The organism is Viridibacillus sp. FSL E2-0187 (assembly GCF_038006425.1).
Classification (GTDB): domain Bacteria; phylum Bacillota; class Bacilli; order Bacillales_A; family Planococcaceae; genus Viridibacillus; species Viridibacillus arvi.
In genome coordinates this window covers 150,232-166,396 of the sequence record NZ_JBBOVG010000001.1, presented here as the reverse complement: position 1 = coordinate 166,396, position 16,165 = coordinate 150,232, and the positions used below count along the sequence as shown (strand labels likewise).

At 36.1% G+C, this 16,165-nt stretch carries 15 protein-coding genes; 6 read left to right on the top strand and 9 right to left on the bottom strand.

Annotated elements, in window-relative coordinates:
• Positions 1 to 38: 38 nt before the first annotated feature.
• The 3 genes from MHH85_RS00680 to MHH85_RS00670 form a co-directional block, all read right to left on the bottom strand.
• Complete coding sequence (locus tag MHH85_RS00680; RefSeq protein ID WP_193737503.1) at positions 39 to 878, bottom strand: class I SAM-dependent methyltransferase; 840 nt, start codon at positions 876 to 878, stop codon at positions 39 to 41.
• Between the two features lie 111 nt (positions 879 to 989).
• On the bottom strand, positions 990 to 1,877 hold the full coding sequence (locus tag MHH85_RS00675; protein WP_340705659.1) for a D-alanyl-D-alanine carboxypeptidase family protein: 888 nt from the start codon (positions 1,875 to 1,877) through the stop codon (positions 990 to 992).
• Positions 1,878 to 2,005: 128 nt separating this feature from the next.
• On the bottom strand, positions 2,006 to 3,181 hold the full coding sequence (locus MHH85_RS00670) for an MFS transporter (RefSeq protein WP_340705658.1): 1,176 nt from the start codon (positions 3,179 to 3,181) through the stop codon (positions 2,006 to 2,008).
• Positions 3,182 to 3,611: 430 nt separating this feature from the next.
• Between MHH85_RS00670 and MHH85_RS00665 the strand changes: the two genes are divergently transcribed.
• The 3 genes from MHH85_RS00665 to MHH85_RS00655 all read left to right on the top strand — a co-directional run bounded on the left by MHH85_RS00665 (position 3,612) and on the right by MHH85_RS00655 (position 7,613).
• Positions 3,612 to 3,800, top strand: a complete 189-nt coding sequence (locus MHH85_RS00665; protein ID WP_038178566.1) for an SE1561 family protein — start codon at positions 3,612 to 3,614, stop codon at positions 3,798 to 3,800.
• Positions 3,801 to 3,928: 128 nt separating this feature from the next.
• On the top strand, positions 3,929 to 5,464 hold the full coding sequence (locus tag MHH85_RS00660; protein ID WP_340705657.1) for a fumarate hydratase: 1,536 nt from the start codon (positions 3,929 to 3,931) through the stop codon (positions 5,462 to 5,464).
• A 244-nt stretch (positions 5,465 to 5,708) separates the two neighbouring features.
• Positions 5,709 to 7,613: a heavy metal translocating P-type ATPase gene (locus MHH85_RS00655; RefSeq protein WP_340705656.1), complete on the top strand. Its 1,905-nt coding sequence runs from the start codon at positions 5,709 to 5,711 to the stop codon at positions 7,611 to 7,613.
• A gap of 22 nt (positions 7,614 to 7,635) precedes the next feature.
• Here the strand turns inward: MHH85_RS00655 and MHH85_RS00650 are convergent, their stop codons facing one another.
• Positions 7,636 to 8,577 carry a YihY/virulence factor BrkB family protein gene (locus MHH85_RS00650; protein WP_193737507.1) on the bottom strand — a complete coding sequence of 314 codons (942 nt, stop codon included), beginning with the start codon at positions 8,575 to 8,577 and terminating at the stop codon, positions 7,636 to 7,638.
• A 23-nt stretch (positions 8,578 to 8,600) separates the two neighbouring features.
• A complete protein-coding gene (locus MHH85_RS00645; RefSeq protein WP_053418826.1) occupies positions 8,601 to 8,951 on the bottom strand; it encodes a YtxH domain-containing protein in 351 nt (116 codons plus the stop codon).
• Positions 8,952 to 9,162: 211 nt separating this feature from the next.
• Here MHH85_RS00645 and MHH85_RS00640 point away from each other — a divergent pair, with 211 nt between their 5' ends.
• On the top strand, positions 9,163 to 10,545 hold the full coding sequence (locus MHH85_RS00640) for an alanine/glycine:cation symporter family protein (protein ID WP_340705655.1): 1,383 nt from the start codon (positions 9,163 to 9,165) through the stop codon (positions 10,543 to 10,545).
• A gap of 71 nt (positions 10,546 to 10,616) precedes the next feature.
• Positions 10,617 to 10,841: a DUF1128 domain-containing protein gene (locus MHH85_RS00635; protein WP_340705654.1), complete on the top strand. Its 225-nt coding sequence runs from the start codon at positions 10,617 to 10,619 to the stop codon at positions 10,839 to 10,841.
• Between the two features lie 55 nt (positions 10,842 to 10,896).
• On the opposite strand, the gene MHH85_RS00630 is transcribed toward MHH85_RS00635, so the two are convergent.
• The 4 genes from MHH85_RS00630 to motA form a co-directional block, all read right to left on the bottom strand.
• Positions 10,897 to 11,805 carry a pseudouridine-5'-phosphate glycosidase gene (locus MHH85_RS00630; RefSeq protein ID WP_340705653.1) on the bottom strand — a complete coding sequence of 303 codons (909 nt, stop codon included), beginning with the start codon at positions 11,803 to 11,805 and terminating at the stop codon, positions 10,897 to 10,899.
• 3 nt (positions 11,806 to 11,808) lie between these two features.
• Positions 11,809 to 12,900 (bottom strand): carbohydrate kinase, encoded by a 1,092-nt coding sequence (locus tag MHH85_RS00625; protein ID WP_340705652.1) that lies wholly within the window; start codon positions 12,898 to 12,900, stop codon positions 11,809 to 11,811.
• 101 nt (positions 12,901 to 13,001) lie between these two features.
• Positions 13,002 to 13,787, bottom strand: a complete 786-nt coding sequence (gene motB / locus MHH85_RS00620) for a flagellar motor protein MotB (protein WP_193737512.1) — start codon at positions 13,785 to 13,787, stop codon at positions 13,002 to 13,004.
• The gene (motA, locus tag MHH85_RS00615; RefSeq protein WP_193737513.1) at positions 13,771 to 14,574 is read right to left on the bottom strand and encodes a flagellar motor stator protein MotA; all 804 of its coding nucleotides are present in this window, start codon (positions 14,572 to 14,574) and stop codon (positions 13,771 to 13,773) included. Before motA ends, motB begins: the two co-directional genes overlap by 17 nt.
• Before the next feature lie 191 nt (positions 14,575 to 14,765).
• Here motA and MHH85_RS00610 point away from each other — a divergent pair, with 191 nt between their 5' ends.
• On the top strand, positions 14,766 to 15,998 hold the full coding sequence (locus MHH85_RS00610) for an aminopeptidase (RefSeq protein WP_193737514.1): 1,233 nt from the start codon (positions 14,766 to 14,768) through the stop codon (positions 15,996 to 15,998).
• The last annotated feature ends 167 nt before the right edge of the window (positions 15,999 to 16,165 follow it).

Sequence of the window (16,165 nt, the reverse complement as noted above, 5' to 3'; positions counted from 1 at the left end):
AAAAGCCGTCCTCTATTTAATGAGGACGGCTTTCTTCTTTATTGACTAGGGCTCCAATACAAAAGAGCAGCTTTAAATTGATGCTTATAAATATATTTACCTTCTTTGTATTCAACATACTTCTGCACAGCTTCCTCAACTCTTGACTGCTCTACATTTGGCGTCAATAGCTTCACACTGTTAGCATCAATCATCTCGTCGTAAGAATCATACGTATACGTTTTCTCCAAATCTACTATCTGACAATTTGCATGGATATCCAATTCATAGAGAATATTCATCAAATCTATGTAATCTCTTCTAGGGTACTTTAACAAATAGCCAAAGTTATTTTGTAAATCTATATAATGTGGTCGCATCGGTGCAAAGGTCACACCAATGATGGCTAACTTCTTGGCACTATTATGTATTTGTTGTAGCGCTCTCTTTATTTCATATATACGATAAAAACAATTCATTCCTAAGACAATATCATATTGCTCAGTTCTCTTATAATCCTCCCACTTCTCATGAATAAAGGAAATATTGTTATAATTATCGGTAGCACATTTATTTTGCAAATAATCAATCATACTTGCCGAACTATCTACACAAGTTAGCTTCTCCACATGATTGGCAAGTGGAAAAGTATAATTCCCCCAACCAGGTCCGATTTCTAGAACCGTATCAGTTTGGTCAATGAACTTTTTAATGGTTTGAAAGATACCCTCTGCATAAGGATCTGTCTCTTTACCAGCATTTTTTTGAATATATTGTGCCCAAAATTGCTCTTCTAAAGCATCATTGACCATGCGCTCTGGCATCTTCCCAGACCAATCTTTCATCCCTTCTTGCCAAACCTTTTCGAAATCTGCTTTTTCACGTGTCTCAATAATCATTGCACACTTCCTTTTCCACTATATTCGAATTATTCATTATCTTTATCATATAGTGACAACATCACAGCCGCAACGAAAAAAGGACTGCACCCACAAGTACAATCCAAATCATTAGAATATTTGATTATAAACCGCAATCGCATCAGTCATATTAAACTGCTCCGTATTATGATCTCCAGGTGCTCCCGTTGTAATGAATATATACTGCTTACCATCTTTCTCAGCTAAACTTGCCAAACAAAGCCCCGCTTTATCTGTATAGCCTGTTTTACCACCTAAAATCATTCCACCTTCAATAGTAGTAGCGGGTAGCTTTTCAAACATTGAGCTATTAAAAGTAATGCCATATGGATGTACATTTGTTGCTGAAGTAGTATACCGCTTTGCTGTAAACACTTTATAGAATGTTTCATCCTGTAAAGCATAACGTAGTAATTTCGATAGATCTTTAGCAGTTGAAAAGTGCTCCTTATCTTGTAAACCTGTAGCATTCATAAAATGCGTATCATTCATACCAAGCTGTTTTGCCTTATCATTCATTAACTTTACAAAGCCATTCTCTGAACCTGAAACTGCAATAGCTAAGCTAATCGACGCATCTGCTCCAGATGGTAAAGTATTCCCGTATAATAAATCACGTACTGTTACTTGCTCTTGTGATACAAAACCTGCTACTGAAGCATTTTCAGCACGAATCTTATCAAATATATCATCCGGTATTGTGATTCGTTGTTCTAAATCAGGTAAGTTCTCTATTGCTACAATGGCGGTCATCATTTTCGTTAAAGATGCAGGATATATTTCCATTTCACTTTGTTTATCAAGCAAAACCTTTCCACTATTTAAATCAACTAAAATGGCGTTTTCACTGAATAGCCCCGATTCTGCCTGTGTTATTTGTTGCCTTTCATCTATAAATAAATTAGCAATCCATAGTAAACCTAATACTAATAGAACCATCACTAATTTAGTTCTTAATTTCAACTTTCTTTTCTTCACCTGAAACATCTCCTTTCACTTCTATTAAACCAAATAGAAATGAAGGAAGATTAAAGGAAATCTGATTTTTTTCTTAATTTTTCAAATCAAAAAGTCTTTGTTACATATAAAGTAACAAAGACCCTAAATTATATAGCTCGCTTTACTGTTCTTCCACCAATTAGAGAAATGAAAAACACACTAAGTAACATGATTGATACAAGTAAAAGGAAGCTATATTGCGTTACAAATTGTAAATAAAATCCCCCTAAAAATGGTCCACTCAAGCTACCTAAGCTAAAAAATATACCGCATAATAAATTACCAGTTGGCAACAATTCTTTTGGAGTTAAATCTGTCATATATGTAATTCCTAATGAAAATAATGAACCTGCAAATAACCCTGCACATAAAAAGACAAGTGCTACTAAAATTTCAGATCCCTCAAGAAAGCTGCCAATACCGAAAATCGTTCCTCCACCTGCTAAGGCAATTAATAGAATTCTACGACGTCCAATCCTATCTCCAAGCATACCTAATGGCACTTGAGAGATAATCCCTCCCGCTGAGAAAGCTGCTAAAATAAAAGATAACATCGCTACATCAAATGATAGTCGTAGTGCATAAACCGGGAACAATGCATTTAATGAAGATTCTAAAAAGCCATAACAAAATGGTGGTAAAAATGCTACCCAAGCATATCTCAAGGTCGACACATAACGTCCCCATGCTTTTTCATCTGCATTTGTCATTTGAATGGCCTCTGGACGCTCATTTTTCAATAAGAAAATAAGTGACCATGCTACTAAACAAAGAAGCGATGACACGATAAATGGTAGTGCCTCGAAAACGTTCATCAATGGTACAAATAAAGGCCCTACTGCAAAACCTATACCAAATGATAAGCCATAAATTGCGATACTTTTACCAAGTCGATTTGCTGGAGCCGTACTTGTAATCCACGTTTGTGTTGCATAATGCAATGCATGATCCCCAATACCGATCAGCAATCGTAATATAAACCAGAACGTTATACTTTTCCATAACGGAAACATGAGTAAAGATAAAAAGACGAGAGCTCCACCTATCACAATAATTGGTTTATATCCAAATTTGCGTAACGGTTGTTCTATAAAAGGAGCTATTAATAATGTGCCAATGTATAAACCTGTTGCATTCAAACCATTCAAAGCAGAAGAAACACCATCCTGCTCAAAAATCACCGACACAAGCGGCAATAACATACCTTGAGAGAAGCCTGAAATGGAGACCATAATTACCAAAATCCAAAATCTTCTCTTTTCAAAATTAATACTATGCTCCATTTCTTCCTCCTTGCGAATATATATATCAATATAGGTACCACTTAATTCTTGTACAATATTATCATAACTCGGTTGGAAGCTGATATGATTTTTCCCATAAAAAATGAAGGCCCAGTTCACATTGATAACATGTGTACTGAGCCCTCTAACAATAACTAATATTCATTTTAATTTGCAGTTGCCTTTAAATCCTTAGCGGTAGTTCGCCGTTAACTGCTATCTCCCTCCATCTACTACTGGATTTTTAATTTGCTTTTCTAATTATTCTCCTTTCATATTCTTGTATTCACTTTACCATAATACTTAAATAATGTAAATTTTCTAAATACAAATAACATTAAAACATTTAATAAGTCCTAGTATTTCCGTAATTCAATTGAAAAAACTATACAAATCAGCTACTATTGGGTAGAAGAAATGAGGTGTAATGATGGGTAAATCAATTACAGATAAAGATCAACAAGTGACCTACCTAAAAGAACGTCTTCAAATCTTTTTAGAAGTGCTAGACGCAATTGACCCTGAAACTACTGAATTAGAAGATATCGATCGTCTTATTCAGATGATGGACGATTTAGAAGAAAAAATGGATCAATTCAATGACAGACCTGAAAACTAATTAGTGAAAATGAATAATTTTTATCAGTAAAAAAAGGAGCGTGAATTCACGCTCTTTTTTTCATATTTTGAAAAGGGTATAATGAGTATTGGAATTAAAACATTTCCTTATTTGAGGGGGCAATTTACATGAATTTAGAAAAGCTTGAACAAAGCATTTATGATTTAGTAACTGAAACATCTACAAACTTACCAAAAGATGTACGCCGCGCAATAAAAAAAGCGAAAGATGCTGAAAATGCTGGTACTCGTGCTGCTATGAGTTTAGATACAATCGCTACTAACATTCATATGGCTGACGATAATATTTCACCTATCTGTCAAGATACTGGACTTCCAACATTCAAAATAAAAACTCCTGTTGGTGTAAACCAAATTGAAATCAAAAAGGTTATCAAAAAGGCGATCGCTCGTGCTACTGCTGACGCTAAACTACGTCCAAACTCAGTAGACTCATTAACTGGTGCAAACAGCGGTGATAACTTAGGTGAAGGTCTTCCTGTTATGAAATTTGAACAATGGGAAAATGACTTCATCGAAATTAAGTTAATATTAAAAGGTGGCGGCTGTGAAAACAAAAATATTCAGTACAGCTTACCTACTGAATTAGAAGGACTTGGACGCGCTGGTCGTGACTTAGATGGTATCCGTAAATGTGTTCTTCACTCTGTATACCAAGCACAAGGACAAGGCTGCTCAGCTGGATTCATCGGTGTTGGGATTGGTGGAGATCGCTCATCTGGATATGATTTAGCGAAAGAACAATTATTCCGTAATGTTGATGATACAAATCCAAACCCTGATCTGGCTAAATTAGAAGATTACATACTTGAAAAGGCTAATACATTAGGTATCGGTACAATGGGCTTCGGTGGTGAAGCAACATTACTTGGCTGTAAAGTTGGCGTTATGAACCGTATCCCAGCATCGTTCTACGTATCTGTAGCTTATAACTGTTGGGCTTACCGTCGTATGGCAATTGATGTTGATGCTACTACTGGTGAGATCAAAAACTGGCATTACCAAGACGGCGAAAAAATCTCTTTCAAAGACGAGCCACAAACAGAAGAACCAAAATCGGAGAAAAAAGTTGTTGAATTAACAGCACCAATCTCTGAAGAACAAATTCGTTCATTAAATGTTGGTGATGTAGTTAAAATCACTGGTCGTATGTATACTGGCCGTGACGCTATCCACCATCACTTAATGAGTCATGACGCTCCAGTCGATTTAAACGGACAAATCGTTTACCACTGTGGTCCAGTAATGGCGAAAGACGAAAATGATAATTGGACAGTAAAAGCTGCTGGGCCAACAACTTCTATCCGTGAAGAACCTTACCAAGGCGATATTATGAAAAAATTTGGTATCCGCGCAGTTATGGGTAAAGGCGGTATGGGACCAAAAACACTTGCTGCTTTATCTGAACATGGTGGCGTTTACTTAAATGCAATCGGTGGCGCTGCACAATACTATGCGGATTGTATCAAATCAGTCGATGGCGTAGACTTAATGGAATTCGGTATTCCAGAAGCAATGTGGCACTTATCAGTTGAAGGTTTCACAGCTGTTGTAACAATGGACTCTCACGGTAACTCATTACACGCAGATGTTCAAAAATCTTCTCTTGATAAATTAGCACTACACGCTGAACGCGTATTCTAATAGAATCTATATGTAACTCTTGGGAACTATTTATAGTTTTCGAGAGTTTTTTTATTTTCCACATTCACATTTTCTCTTAAACTAACATTTATTAAACAATGTACTTCCCCAATTATCGCCTCTATGTTATAATAATTCTAAATTGAAAATGATTGTAAAAATAACTGGTAAGCCCTTGTGGCAAGCCAGTTTTGTTTATTAATAAAGGTTTTGATATTGATATTCATTATCAGGAGGTCTAACAATGGAAACTATAAAACAACAAAACCACTCGCTAATTGAGAATGTGAAGGAACACGCTGAACTCATTGCAGCTCTCTCTTCAGGTGTCTTCATATTAATTGCTTGGTTACTAGGAAAAAATGATATGAACACTTTATCTATACTTGTTTATGTCCTTGCATTTATAATTGGTGGCTTCGCAAAAGCAAAAGAAGGTGTTGAAGAAACAATTGCTAATAAGGAATTAAATGTAGAATTCCTTATGATTTTAGCAGCAATCGGTTCAGCAATTATTGGTTATTGGACTGAGGGCGCAATTTTAATCTTTATCTTTGCAGTAAGTGGCGCACTTGAAACATACGCAATGAATAAAAGTCACAAAGAAATTTCAGCACTTATGAATTTACAACCTGAAGAAGCATGGCTAGTAAATGAACAAGGTGAACTAACTCGCGTTTCTGTCTCTACTCTAAAAAAAGGTGACCGTCTTTTTATTAAACCAGGTGAAAGAGTTCCAGCTGATGGCATAATTTTTGAAGGTACTACCGCGATTGACGAAGCTGCGATTAGTGGCGAAGCAATTCCTGTTACTAAGCTTGAAGGTGACGAAGTATTTGCAGGGACTGTCAATATGAGTGGTGCAGTGACAATGGAGATGACGAAACCAAACTCCGAATCACTATTCCAGAAAATCATTGACCTTGTTCAATCTGCTCAAGATGAGAAATCACCTTCTCAGCAATTTATTGAACGTTTTGAAGGTACTTATGTAAAATTTGTTTTAATCGCCGTTTTGCTAATGATGTTCATCCCCCACTTCATACTTGATTGGGATTGGACAACTACCTTTTATCGCGCAATGGTATTACTAGTTGTTGCATCACCTTGCGCTCTAGTAGCATCTATAATGCCAGCTACTCTATCTGCCATTTCTAATGGGGCAAAAAGCGGTATTCTATTTAAAGGTGGCGTTCACTTAGAAAACTTAAGTGTATTAAACGCCATCGCATTTGATAAAACAGGAACACTTACACGAGGTAAACCAATTGTCACTGAGTTTATAGTTCGTGAAGGTATCGATCAACAACAAATGCTCTCTATAGTCGCTGGTATTGAATCACAATCAAATCACCCTCTTGCACAATCGATTACAGCTTTTGCGAAACAACAAGGAGTAAAATCCTTCGATAAAGCTCAAATTGAAGATGTTCCTGGTTGGGGTATGAAAGCAGTTGTAGATAACATTGCTTATAAAGTAGGGAAAGCTGATTTCGTTGGTCGCGAAGATGCAATGCATTTTGCTAATGGGATTGCACTTACATTAGCGGATGAAGGTAAAACTGTTATTTTCGTTCGTGATGAACAAGGAATTGTTGCCATCGCTGCAATGAAAGATACGGTTCGTGAAGAAGCAAAACGTGCAATTGCTCTTCTAAAAGAGCTAGGTATTCACACAATTATGTTAACTGGGGATAATGAGAATACCGCTAAAGTGATCGCCAATGAAGCAGGTGTTGATGCTTATATTGCAGAGTGCTTGCCTGAAACAAAAGTACAACATATGAAAGATTTAATGGCTAAGTACAAACATGTCGGAATGGTTGGTGACGGTATTAACGATGCCCCTGCACTTGCAACAGCTACTACAGGGATTGCAATGGGTGAAGGAACGGACGTTGCATTAGAGACAGCGGATGTTGTATTGATGAAAAATGACCTTTCTAAAATTGCTTATGCTATTAAACTGTCGCGTAAAATGCAAAAAACCGTTAAGCAAAATATTGCATTTTCTATTTCGGTCATTGCTTTGCTTATTATCTCAAACTTCCTACAAGCAGTAGATCTACCTTTAGGTGTTATCGGACATGAAGGTAGTACAATTTTAGTAATTTTAAACGGTTTGAGACTGTTAAATAAAAACATATAAAAAAGAGAGTGACCATTTAAGGTCACTCTTTTTTTCGTACTCCCAATATTTCTAGTCTCTTCTGCATAATGGCATTAATTTGTCCACTGGCCATTAAAATCATGCCTGTGAAATATAACCATAACATTAATATGATAATTCCCCCGATACTACCATACGTTGCAGAGTAATTCGCAAAATTACTAATATAGTAAGAAAATCCATAAGATAATACTATCCATGCGACCGTCGCAACAGCCGAACCGAGTAATACACTGCGTAAATACAACTTTATATTAGGTACAATCCAATACATCGTTGTTAATACTGTGAAAATCAATAGCGGTGGTATGATCGAACGAATACTATTCCAAATCTTTAGGAAATCCACCTCTAACCCAAAGTAAGAGAATAGTATAACACCAATTTGCTTACCAAAGACTGATAGTAACAATGCCACAATAATCAATCCTACTAATAAAAACGTGAAAATAACCGATACAAATCTCGCTATGATGAATGGCCTTGTTTCGTCTTTATCATAAGAACGGTTTATCGATTTGATCAACGCATCTACACCTTTAGATGCTGACCAAATCGTACCGATAATACCTATCGACAATAATCCACCGTTCCTATTTTCTAAAACTTCACTAATTGTCCCATTTATCAATGAGTACACTTGATCAGGTAAAATGGCATTCAAAAACAAGTAAATTTGATCTGGATCAATATTTAAAAACGGCAGTAATGTCACTAAGAAAATGAGTAATGGAAAAAAAGATAATAGGAAGAAATACGCTAACTGCGCACTAAATCCCGTAATATCTGCATTTTTTATACGGTGTATAAACTCCATCAAAAAGCCTTTTGATGTCGTTATATCATTAACCTTTTCATCCTTACCCTTTTTCTCTATTTGCATCATCTTTACTTTATTAAATACAGTTGAAGACCTTGAATCATCACGATTTTTTCTACTCATTGATCTCTCCCCCTCTGTTCAGATCAAAGATGAATTATGTTAGGATCTTCCTCTTTTTCCTTTGGAGATACAAACGCATTTTTAGTATCCTCTATTAGATTTTTCACTTGTGGTGTATATGTTCGAATCTCATCAACTTTTTCCATTAAATAATCTTTTTCTGTTGAAAATGAATCATATAAAGTTTGATACTTTTCCACTTTGTTTTGTACTTTTTCAACAAATTCATCACGATTTTTTGCATAGTACTTAACATCATTTGAAATGCTTTTAGCTTTTTTACATGTGCTCTCACGAGTACTGCGATCCAACATACTAATTGCTGCTCCAGCAATTGCACCAATTGTGATTCCTACAAATAACTTATTCGACATTAAAAATTCCTCCTTGCATTTAATCCCTTTGAAATAGTATGCCCTTCTACTTTAACAATAAAACTAAAGTGATGGCTATACAATGTAATCTCTTTAAAAAATATTTCTTGACTTATAGACAGAAAATTAAGAATAATAGTATACGATAGGGAAATTAATAGAAATGGGAGGAATTTTTTACAAAAATAAGTGGATGCGGGGGAATTATTAAATGGATAAGTTAAATGAAATTTTAGGATCAATATCAGGCTTTCTATGGGGAATCCCATTAATTGTCTTAATCGTCGGTTCAGGGATTTATCTCACTATTCGAGTGGGTGCATTACAACTTAGACTATTACCAACAGCTCTTAGACTTGTATTTTCTAAAAAACACGCTTCAGATGCTGAAGGCGATATTTCACAATTCCAAGCATTGACAACAGCACTTGCTGCTACAGTGGGTACCGGGAACATCGTTGGAGTTGCAACAGCAGTTATTCTCGGTGGACCTGGTGCTATATTTTGGATGTGGTTCTCTGCATTCTTCGGTATGGCAACAAAATATAGTGAAGCTATTTTAGCAGTTCGCTTCCGCGTAAAAGATTCGAAGGGACAAATGGCTGGCGGACCGATGTATTATCTTGAGCATGGTCTTAAACAGAAATGGCTAGCTGTATTATTCGCCTTATTTGGTGTTTTGGCTTCATTTGGTATCGGAAACGGTACACAATCTAACTCAGTTGCTGGAGTTGTAAATTCTACTTTTAAAATTGATCCATGGATTACTGGTATTATTTTAACTATTTTTGTAGGCCTTGTTATTTTAGGTGGAATTCAATCTATCGGTAAAGTAACTGCAGTTTTTGTTCCGGTTATGGCTTTATTTTATTTAGTATCTGGATTAATCATTATTATTATGAATATTACTGCAGTACCTGAAGCATTTATGACAATTATTAAAATGGCATTCTCTGGAGAAGCTGCTGCAGGTGGTGCAATTGGTGCGGCAATTCGCTACGGTGTTGCTCGAGGAGTATTCTCCAATGAAGCTGGTCTAGGTTCTGCTCCAATTGCTGCGGCTGCTGCAAAAACAGATTTACCTGGTCGACAAGCACTTATTTCAATGACACAGGTTTTCTTTGATACATTCTTAATCTGTTCAATTACTGGCTTAACAATTGTTATGTCGGGTGTTTATACAAACCCAAAATTAGAAGCTAATGCAGTTACAACTCAAGCGTTTGGTCACTTCTTAGGTAGTTGGGGACCAATTGTTGTAGCAATCGGATTAATTTTCTTTGCTTCTTCAACTATTTTAGGATGGGCATACTATGGAGAGAAATGCTTCCAATATTTATTTAAAAATCCTTTTGCTCTTTTAATTTACCGCATTATTTTTGTAGGTTTCGTATATATCGGTGCGACTATTCCACTTGATATCGTTTGGACATTCTCCGATGTTGCAAATGGTTTAATGGCTATTCCAAATTTAATTGGCCTTATTGGCTTATCAGGGATAGTTGTTTTTGAAACGAAACGTATTAAAGAAAAGCTAAAAGAAGAGAAAGAAGAAAAATTAAATAATAAAGCTGAGCAATCTGCAAAAGCCTAATCAATTTGTAATTGACATTCAATTCATTGCATGAAATGATACTATGTATGTAACGAAAGGTAGGGAATCCAATGAATTTAACTGAACCCTCTACTGAGAATGTCATCTATATGATTGATATGATCAAAGAAAAACTTCGTATGGTTAATGCTGATGCAATGAAACCAGAGCATTTTGATACTGAGCAATACGAAGACCTTGTCTATCTTTATGAAATGGTTATGAAACGCGATGCATTTAGCCCAAGTGAAATGCAAGCAATCGTAAGTGAGTTAGGCTCGCTTCGAAAATCATAAAAAAGCTAGGAACAGCCATAATATAATGGCTTTGTTCCTAGCTTTTTTCATCTAATTATTTATTTAAAGCTACAGCAATTTTAGAACCTACTACAGCATTATGTTTTACTAATGCGATATTAGCTACTAAGCTCTTGCCTTCTGTTAATTCTTTTACTTTACCTAATAAGAATGGAGTTACTTTTTTACCACTAATACCATTTTCTTTAGCTTCTTGCAATGCTGTTTCAATGATGTTCGTGATGAAATCATGATCCATTGCATCAGCTTCTGGAATTGGATTAGCAATTACTGCTCCACCCTTAAGTCCAAGATCCCATTTTGCACGTAAAGTTTCTGCTACTGTTTCAGGATTATCTGCACGGAAGTTTACAGCGAAATCACTTTCACGTGTGTAGAATGCTGGTACTAAGTCTGTTTCATAACCGATTACTGGAACACCTTTTGTTTCAAGATACTCTAAAGTTAATCCGATATCTAGAATAGATTTTGCACCCGCACATACTACTGCTACATTTGTTTGTGAAAGTTCTTCTAAGTCAGCTGAAATATCCATTGTTGTTTCAGCGCCACGGTGAACACCACCAATACCACCTGTTACGAACATTTCAATGCCAGCTAATTCTGCACAGATCATTGTTGCAGCCACTGTTGTAGCTCCTTTTTGTTTTGTTGCTAATAAATAAGCAAGGTCACGACGAGATGTTTTTGCTACGTCTGGTGAGTTACCTAATACTTCTAACTCTTCATCAGAAAGACCGATTTTGATTTTACCATCTAAAATAGCAATTGTTGCTGGTACTGCACCGTTATCGCGAATGATTTGTTCTACTTCACGTGCTGTAATAACGTTTTGTGGGTATGGCATACCGTGTGAAATGATTGTAGATTCTAACGCTACGATTGGTAGCCCTTTCTCTTTTGCAGCTTTTACTTCTTCTGAGAATGACAAATATTGTTTCATGAATTATTCCTCCAGCTCATTTTTTAGTTTATTTGCAGATAACTCTGGTCTTACGGTAAATGCACTTTGTAAAGTTTTTGCTGCATTCATCAAACCATTTTGAATATTTTCAGCGAAAGGTTCTTGTAGAATCCAGCTATGTAGCAATGCTCCTACAAAAGCATCTCCCGCACCAGTTACATCTTCAACATGATCAATTTGAATTGCAGCATAGCTCTTCACAGGCAAGTCTTTAGATGCCGCATAAACGCCTTTACTACCTGCTGTAATAACAACATTTTCTGCGCCTTTTTCCAATAAAGCTTGTACTGATTTCTTCCAGTCTTCCTCTGAAGTGATCGTACTATCCAAATACGTTTCTGCTTCATCGCGATTACAGATAAACCATGTTACGCCATTTAAATCTTTTGGCATACGATCCATCTTGGGTGACGATACTGGAATTAATACAAATGGAATTTGTCTCACCGATGCAAGTTCTTTGATACTCTCAATTGTTTCTTTAGGGCAATTCAAATCCATAACGATACATGCTGCATTTGACATAGCTGCCTCGTGCTTCATCAGCAACTCTGGCACTAATAGATCATATACATCCATATTCGCTACAGCTAAAAGCATTTCACCTTGCTCATCTAAAACTGCCGTATAAGAGCCCGTTGAAGCATTTTGGAATTGTTCTACGTTTGAAACATTCATATAGCTTGCTGAAGCTTCTTTAATAGCATTCCAATCTGAATCCTTACCTGCACCTGTTAAAAGTGATACATGGTGTCCTAGACGCCCTAAATTTTCGGCAATGTTTCGAGTTACGCCACCGATACTTTGTGTAACGGCAGCAGGATTAGAGGTTCCCAACTGAGCTTTACCTTTAATATGAAACTTACGGTCCATATTAGCTCCACCGATACAAATTACTTCATTTTCTTCCGGCAATATATACGCCCTCCCGACAATTTTACCTTGACGTGTTAATCCTGAGATAATATTCGCTAGAGCGGGTCTAGACATCTTTAACTCTTCAGCCATTTCTTGTTGGGACAAAAAAGGGTTTTGGCGAATAAGCTTTAGGATCATTAACTCTTTTTCATTCATGTCATCACCCTCATTACATTTGTTTAGATTATAAACTTTTGTTTTAAGAATGTCAAAAAAAAAAAGAAAAAACGATATGTAAACATACATATCGTTTTTTCTTATTCTGATTTTGCTGATGTTTCTTTTTCGTTTGTATTTGTATCTTCTTTTTTCACTAAAGGCTGAATAAGTACTTCTACTCGTCTATTTTTCGCACGACCTTCATCTGTCTTATTAGATGCAACAGGTTCATTTTCTCCATATCCTTTTGCACTAAAAAATGCTGGATCAAGTTTAACATTTTCATCTACAACTAATTTCAAGAAATTAACTGCACGCATAACACTTAGCTCCCAATTCGAAGCAAATTCTGCATTGTTCATTGGTACATCATCTGTATAACCTGTAATAATTACATGACGTGGTGGATCGAATACAAGTAACTTAGATAATTCTTTCGCTATATTTTGATACTCATCTTTTACAATAGCTTTACCTGGATCAAAGAGAATACTATCTCGGATTGTTACGAGTAATCCTTCATCTGTTAGTTTAGTTGCGAATTGCTTTTCAAGCTCATTAACAGCAATAAATTCATCTACATTCCCTTTTATCTGCGATAAGGCTTCTTGATCTTCTAAATATGCTGCATCGCTATCTTTTTCGGAGCTTTCTGGTTTTTGTGGTTCAACTGGTGATGGCTGCTCAAAAACGCCATCACCTGAATCAAAGATAGAACTAAAAACTGTAGAAAGCTGTTGCATTTTTTGTACATCGACGGTACTAGAAGCAAATAAGACGATAAAGAGTGCTAATAATAACGTTAGGATATCGGCATATGGAATTAGCCAAGATTCATCTGTATGTTCTTCATGCTTTTTTCTTCTTTTAGATCTCTTTGCCAAGGCCACTCGCCCCGCTTTCGTCCATTATTTGAGAGCGATCTTCTTTCGTTAAATAAGACGCCAATTTCTGTTCGATTACGCGAGGAGCTTCACCTTCTAGAACCGATAAAATACCTTCAATCATCATTGTTTTTTGACGAATTTCTTGGCTAGATTTACGTTTTAACTTATTTGCAAATGGATGCCATAATACATACCCTGTGAAGATACCTAGAAGTGTCGCTACAAACGCTGCTGAAATAGCATGTCCCAATTTTTCTATATCGTTTAAATCTCTTAGTGCTGCGATAAGTCCAATTACCGCACCAAGTACCCCTAAAGTCGGGGCATATGTACCTGCTTGTGAGAAAATCAAAGCTCCACTTGCGTGGCGATCTTCCATCGCTTCCACTTCTTCGTTTAAGACGTCACGGATATAATCTGCATTTTGACCATCAATAGCCAAAGTCAATCCATTTTTCAAAAACGGATCATCAATTTCGGATACTTTGCTTTCAAGTGCAAGTAGCCCTTCACGACGAGCTAAATCTGCCCATTGCGAAAACATTTTAATAATCTCTACATCACTTACTAACTTTTGCTCCTTGAAGATAAGACCAAACAGCTTAGGTATACGTTTTAGTTCACTCTTAGGAAATGCGATCGTAATCGCTGCGATCGTACCGAAGATGATAATAAGTATCGCTGCTGGGTTCAGTAATGCATCAGGAGTAACACCTTTAAAATACATTCCTGCTAATAGCGAAACAAAAGCTATTATTAAACCAATAATCGATGATAAATCCATTTTAGTACCCCCAAAATCGTCATTCTTTTTTTTATTTCGGTTTATATTTCATTATTTTAATAATCTATTGTAAACAATAGAAGATATTTGCTGAAATTTCGTGAAAAGGACAAAATTATAGTCCTCTACTTTTTCTTTTATAATCTTTCAAAAATTGTTACAATTGACTTAAATTAAGGAGGAATGTCGTCATGATTTCATTCAATGAGAAATTAGATCGTTATGCTGAACTTGCTGTTAAAATAGGTGTCAACATCCAACCAAATCAATTTCTTTACATCAGCACTTCTATTGATAATGTAGAGTTAGTTCGTTTAATTACTAAAAAGGCTTATGAAGCTGGTGCTAAACAAGTATTTGTTGATTTCGCGGATGATCAAATTAATCGTTTACGTTATGAGTTAGCTCCTGCAGACTCTTTTGATTTTTACCCACATTGGAAAACAGAAGAACGTAATTGGTTGGCAGAACAAGGGGCTGCCTTCATAAGCATCGTTTCCCAAAGTCCAGATTTACTTGCAGGGATTGAATCTAGCCGTATCTCCGCATTCCAAAAAGCTACAGGAAAAGCCTTGAGTAAATATAGAGAATATGCACAATCTGATAAAATCAGTTGGAATGTTATTGCAGCATCTTCTAAAGATTGGGCTGCCAAAGTTTTCCCTGAACTACCTCAAGATCAACAAGTTGAGCAACTCTGGGACGCTATTTTCAAAGCTGTAAGAGTTGATGTAGCAGATCCAATCCAAGCCTGGAAAACACTTGATGAATCACTGCACGACAAAGTATCCTATTTAAACGAAAAAAAATACCATAAATTACATTACCGTGCGCCTGGAACAGACCTTACAATCGAGCTTCCTAAAAATCATTTATGGTGTGGTGGCGGAAGTATCAATGTGAATGGTAAAGAGTTTATGGCTAATATGCCTACAGAAGAAGTCTTCACTGCACCTTATAAAACTGGTGTTAACGGCTATGTTTCTAGTACTAAACCATTAAGTTATGGTGGCAATATTATTGATCAATTTAAAATTACCTTTGAAAATGGTCGAATTGTGGACGTAACTGCTGAGCAAGGTGAGGAAGTACTAAAACAACTTGTAGCTACTGACGAAGGTTCACATTATTTAGGTGAAGTTGCTTTAGTTCCGCATAATTCTCCTATTTCACAATCGGGTCTATTATTCTATAACACACTGTTTGATGAAAATGCTTCTAACCATTTGGCTATTGGTAGTGCTTACGCTTTCAACATAGAAGGTGGTAAAACCATGTCTCGTGAAGAGATTGCCGAGAACGGCTTAAACCAAAGTCTAACACATGTAGACTTTATGATTGGTTCTGACAAAATGGATATAGACGGTATTACGGAAGATAATAATGTAGAACCAATATTCCGCCAAGGAAGCTGGGCTTTTTAGTATTCCAGCAAAGTATTCTACTAATAATAATCTAACTATCATTTTGCACACTAAATTCTACTGAAGTGTACAATTTACGTACATATAAGGCATTGGTAAAATGGTAATCCATAAATTACACTTATCTTGTAACATAATATCATGTATACTGATAGATAATGAATCTT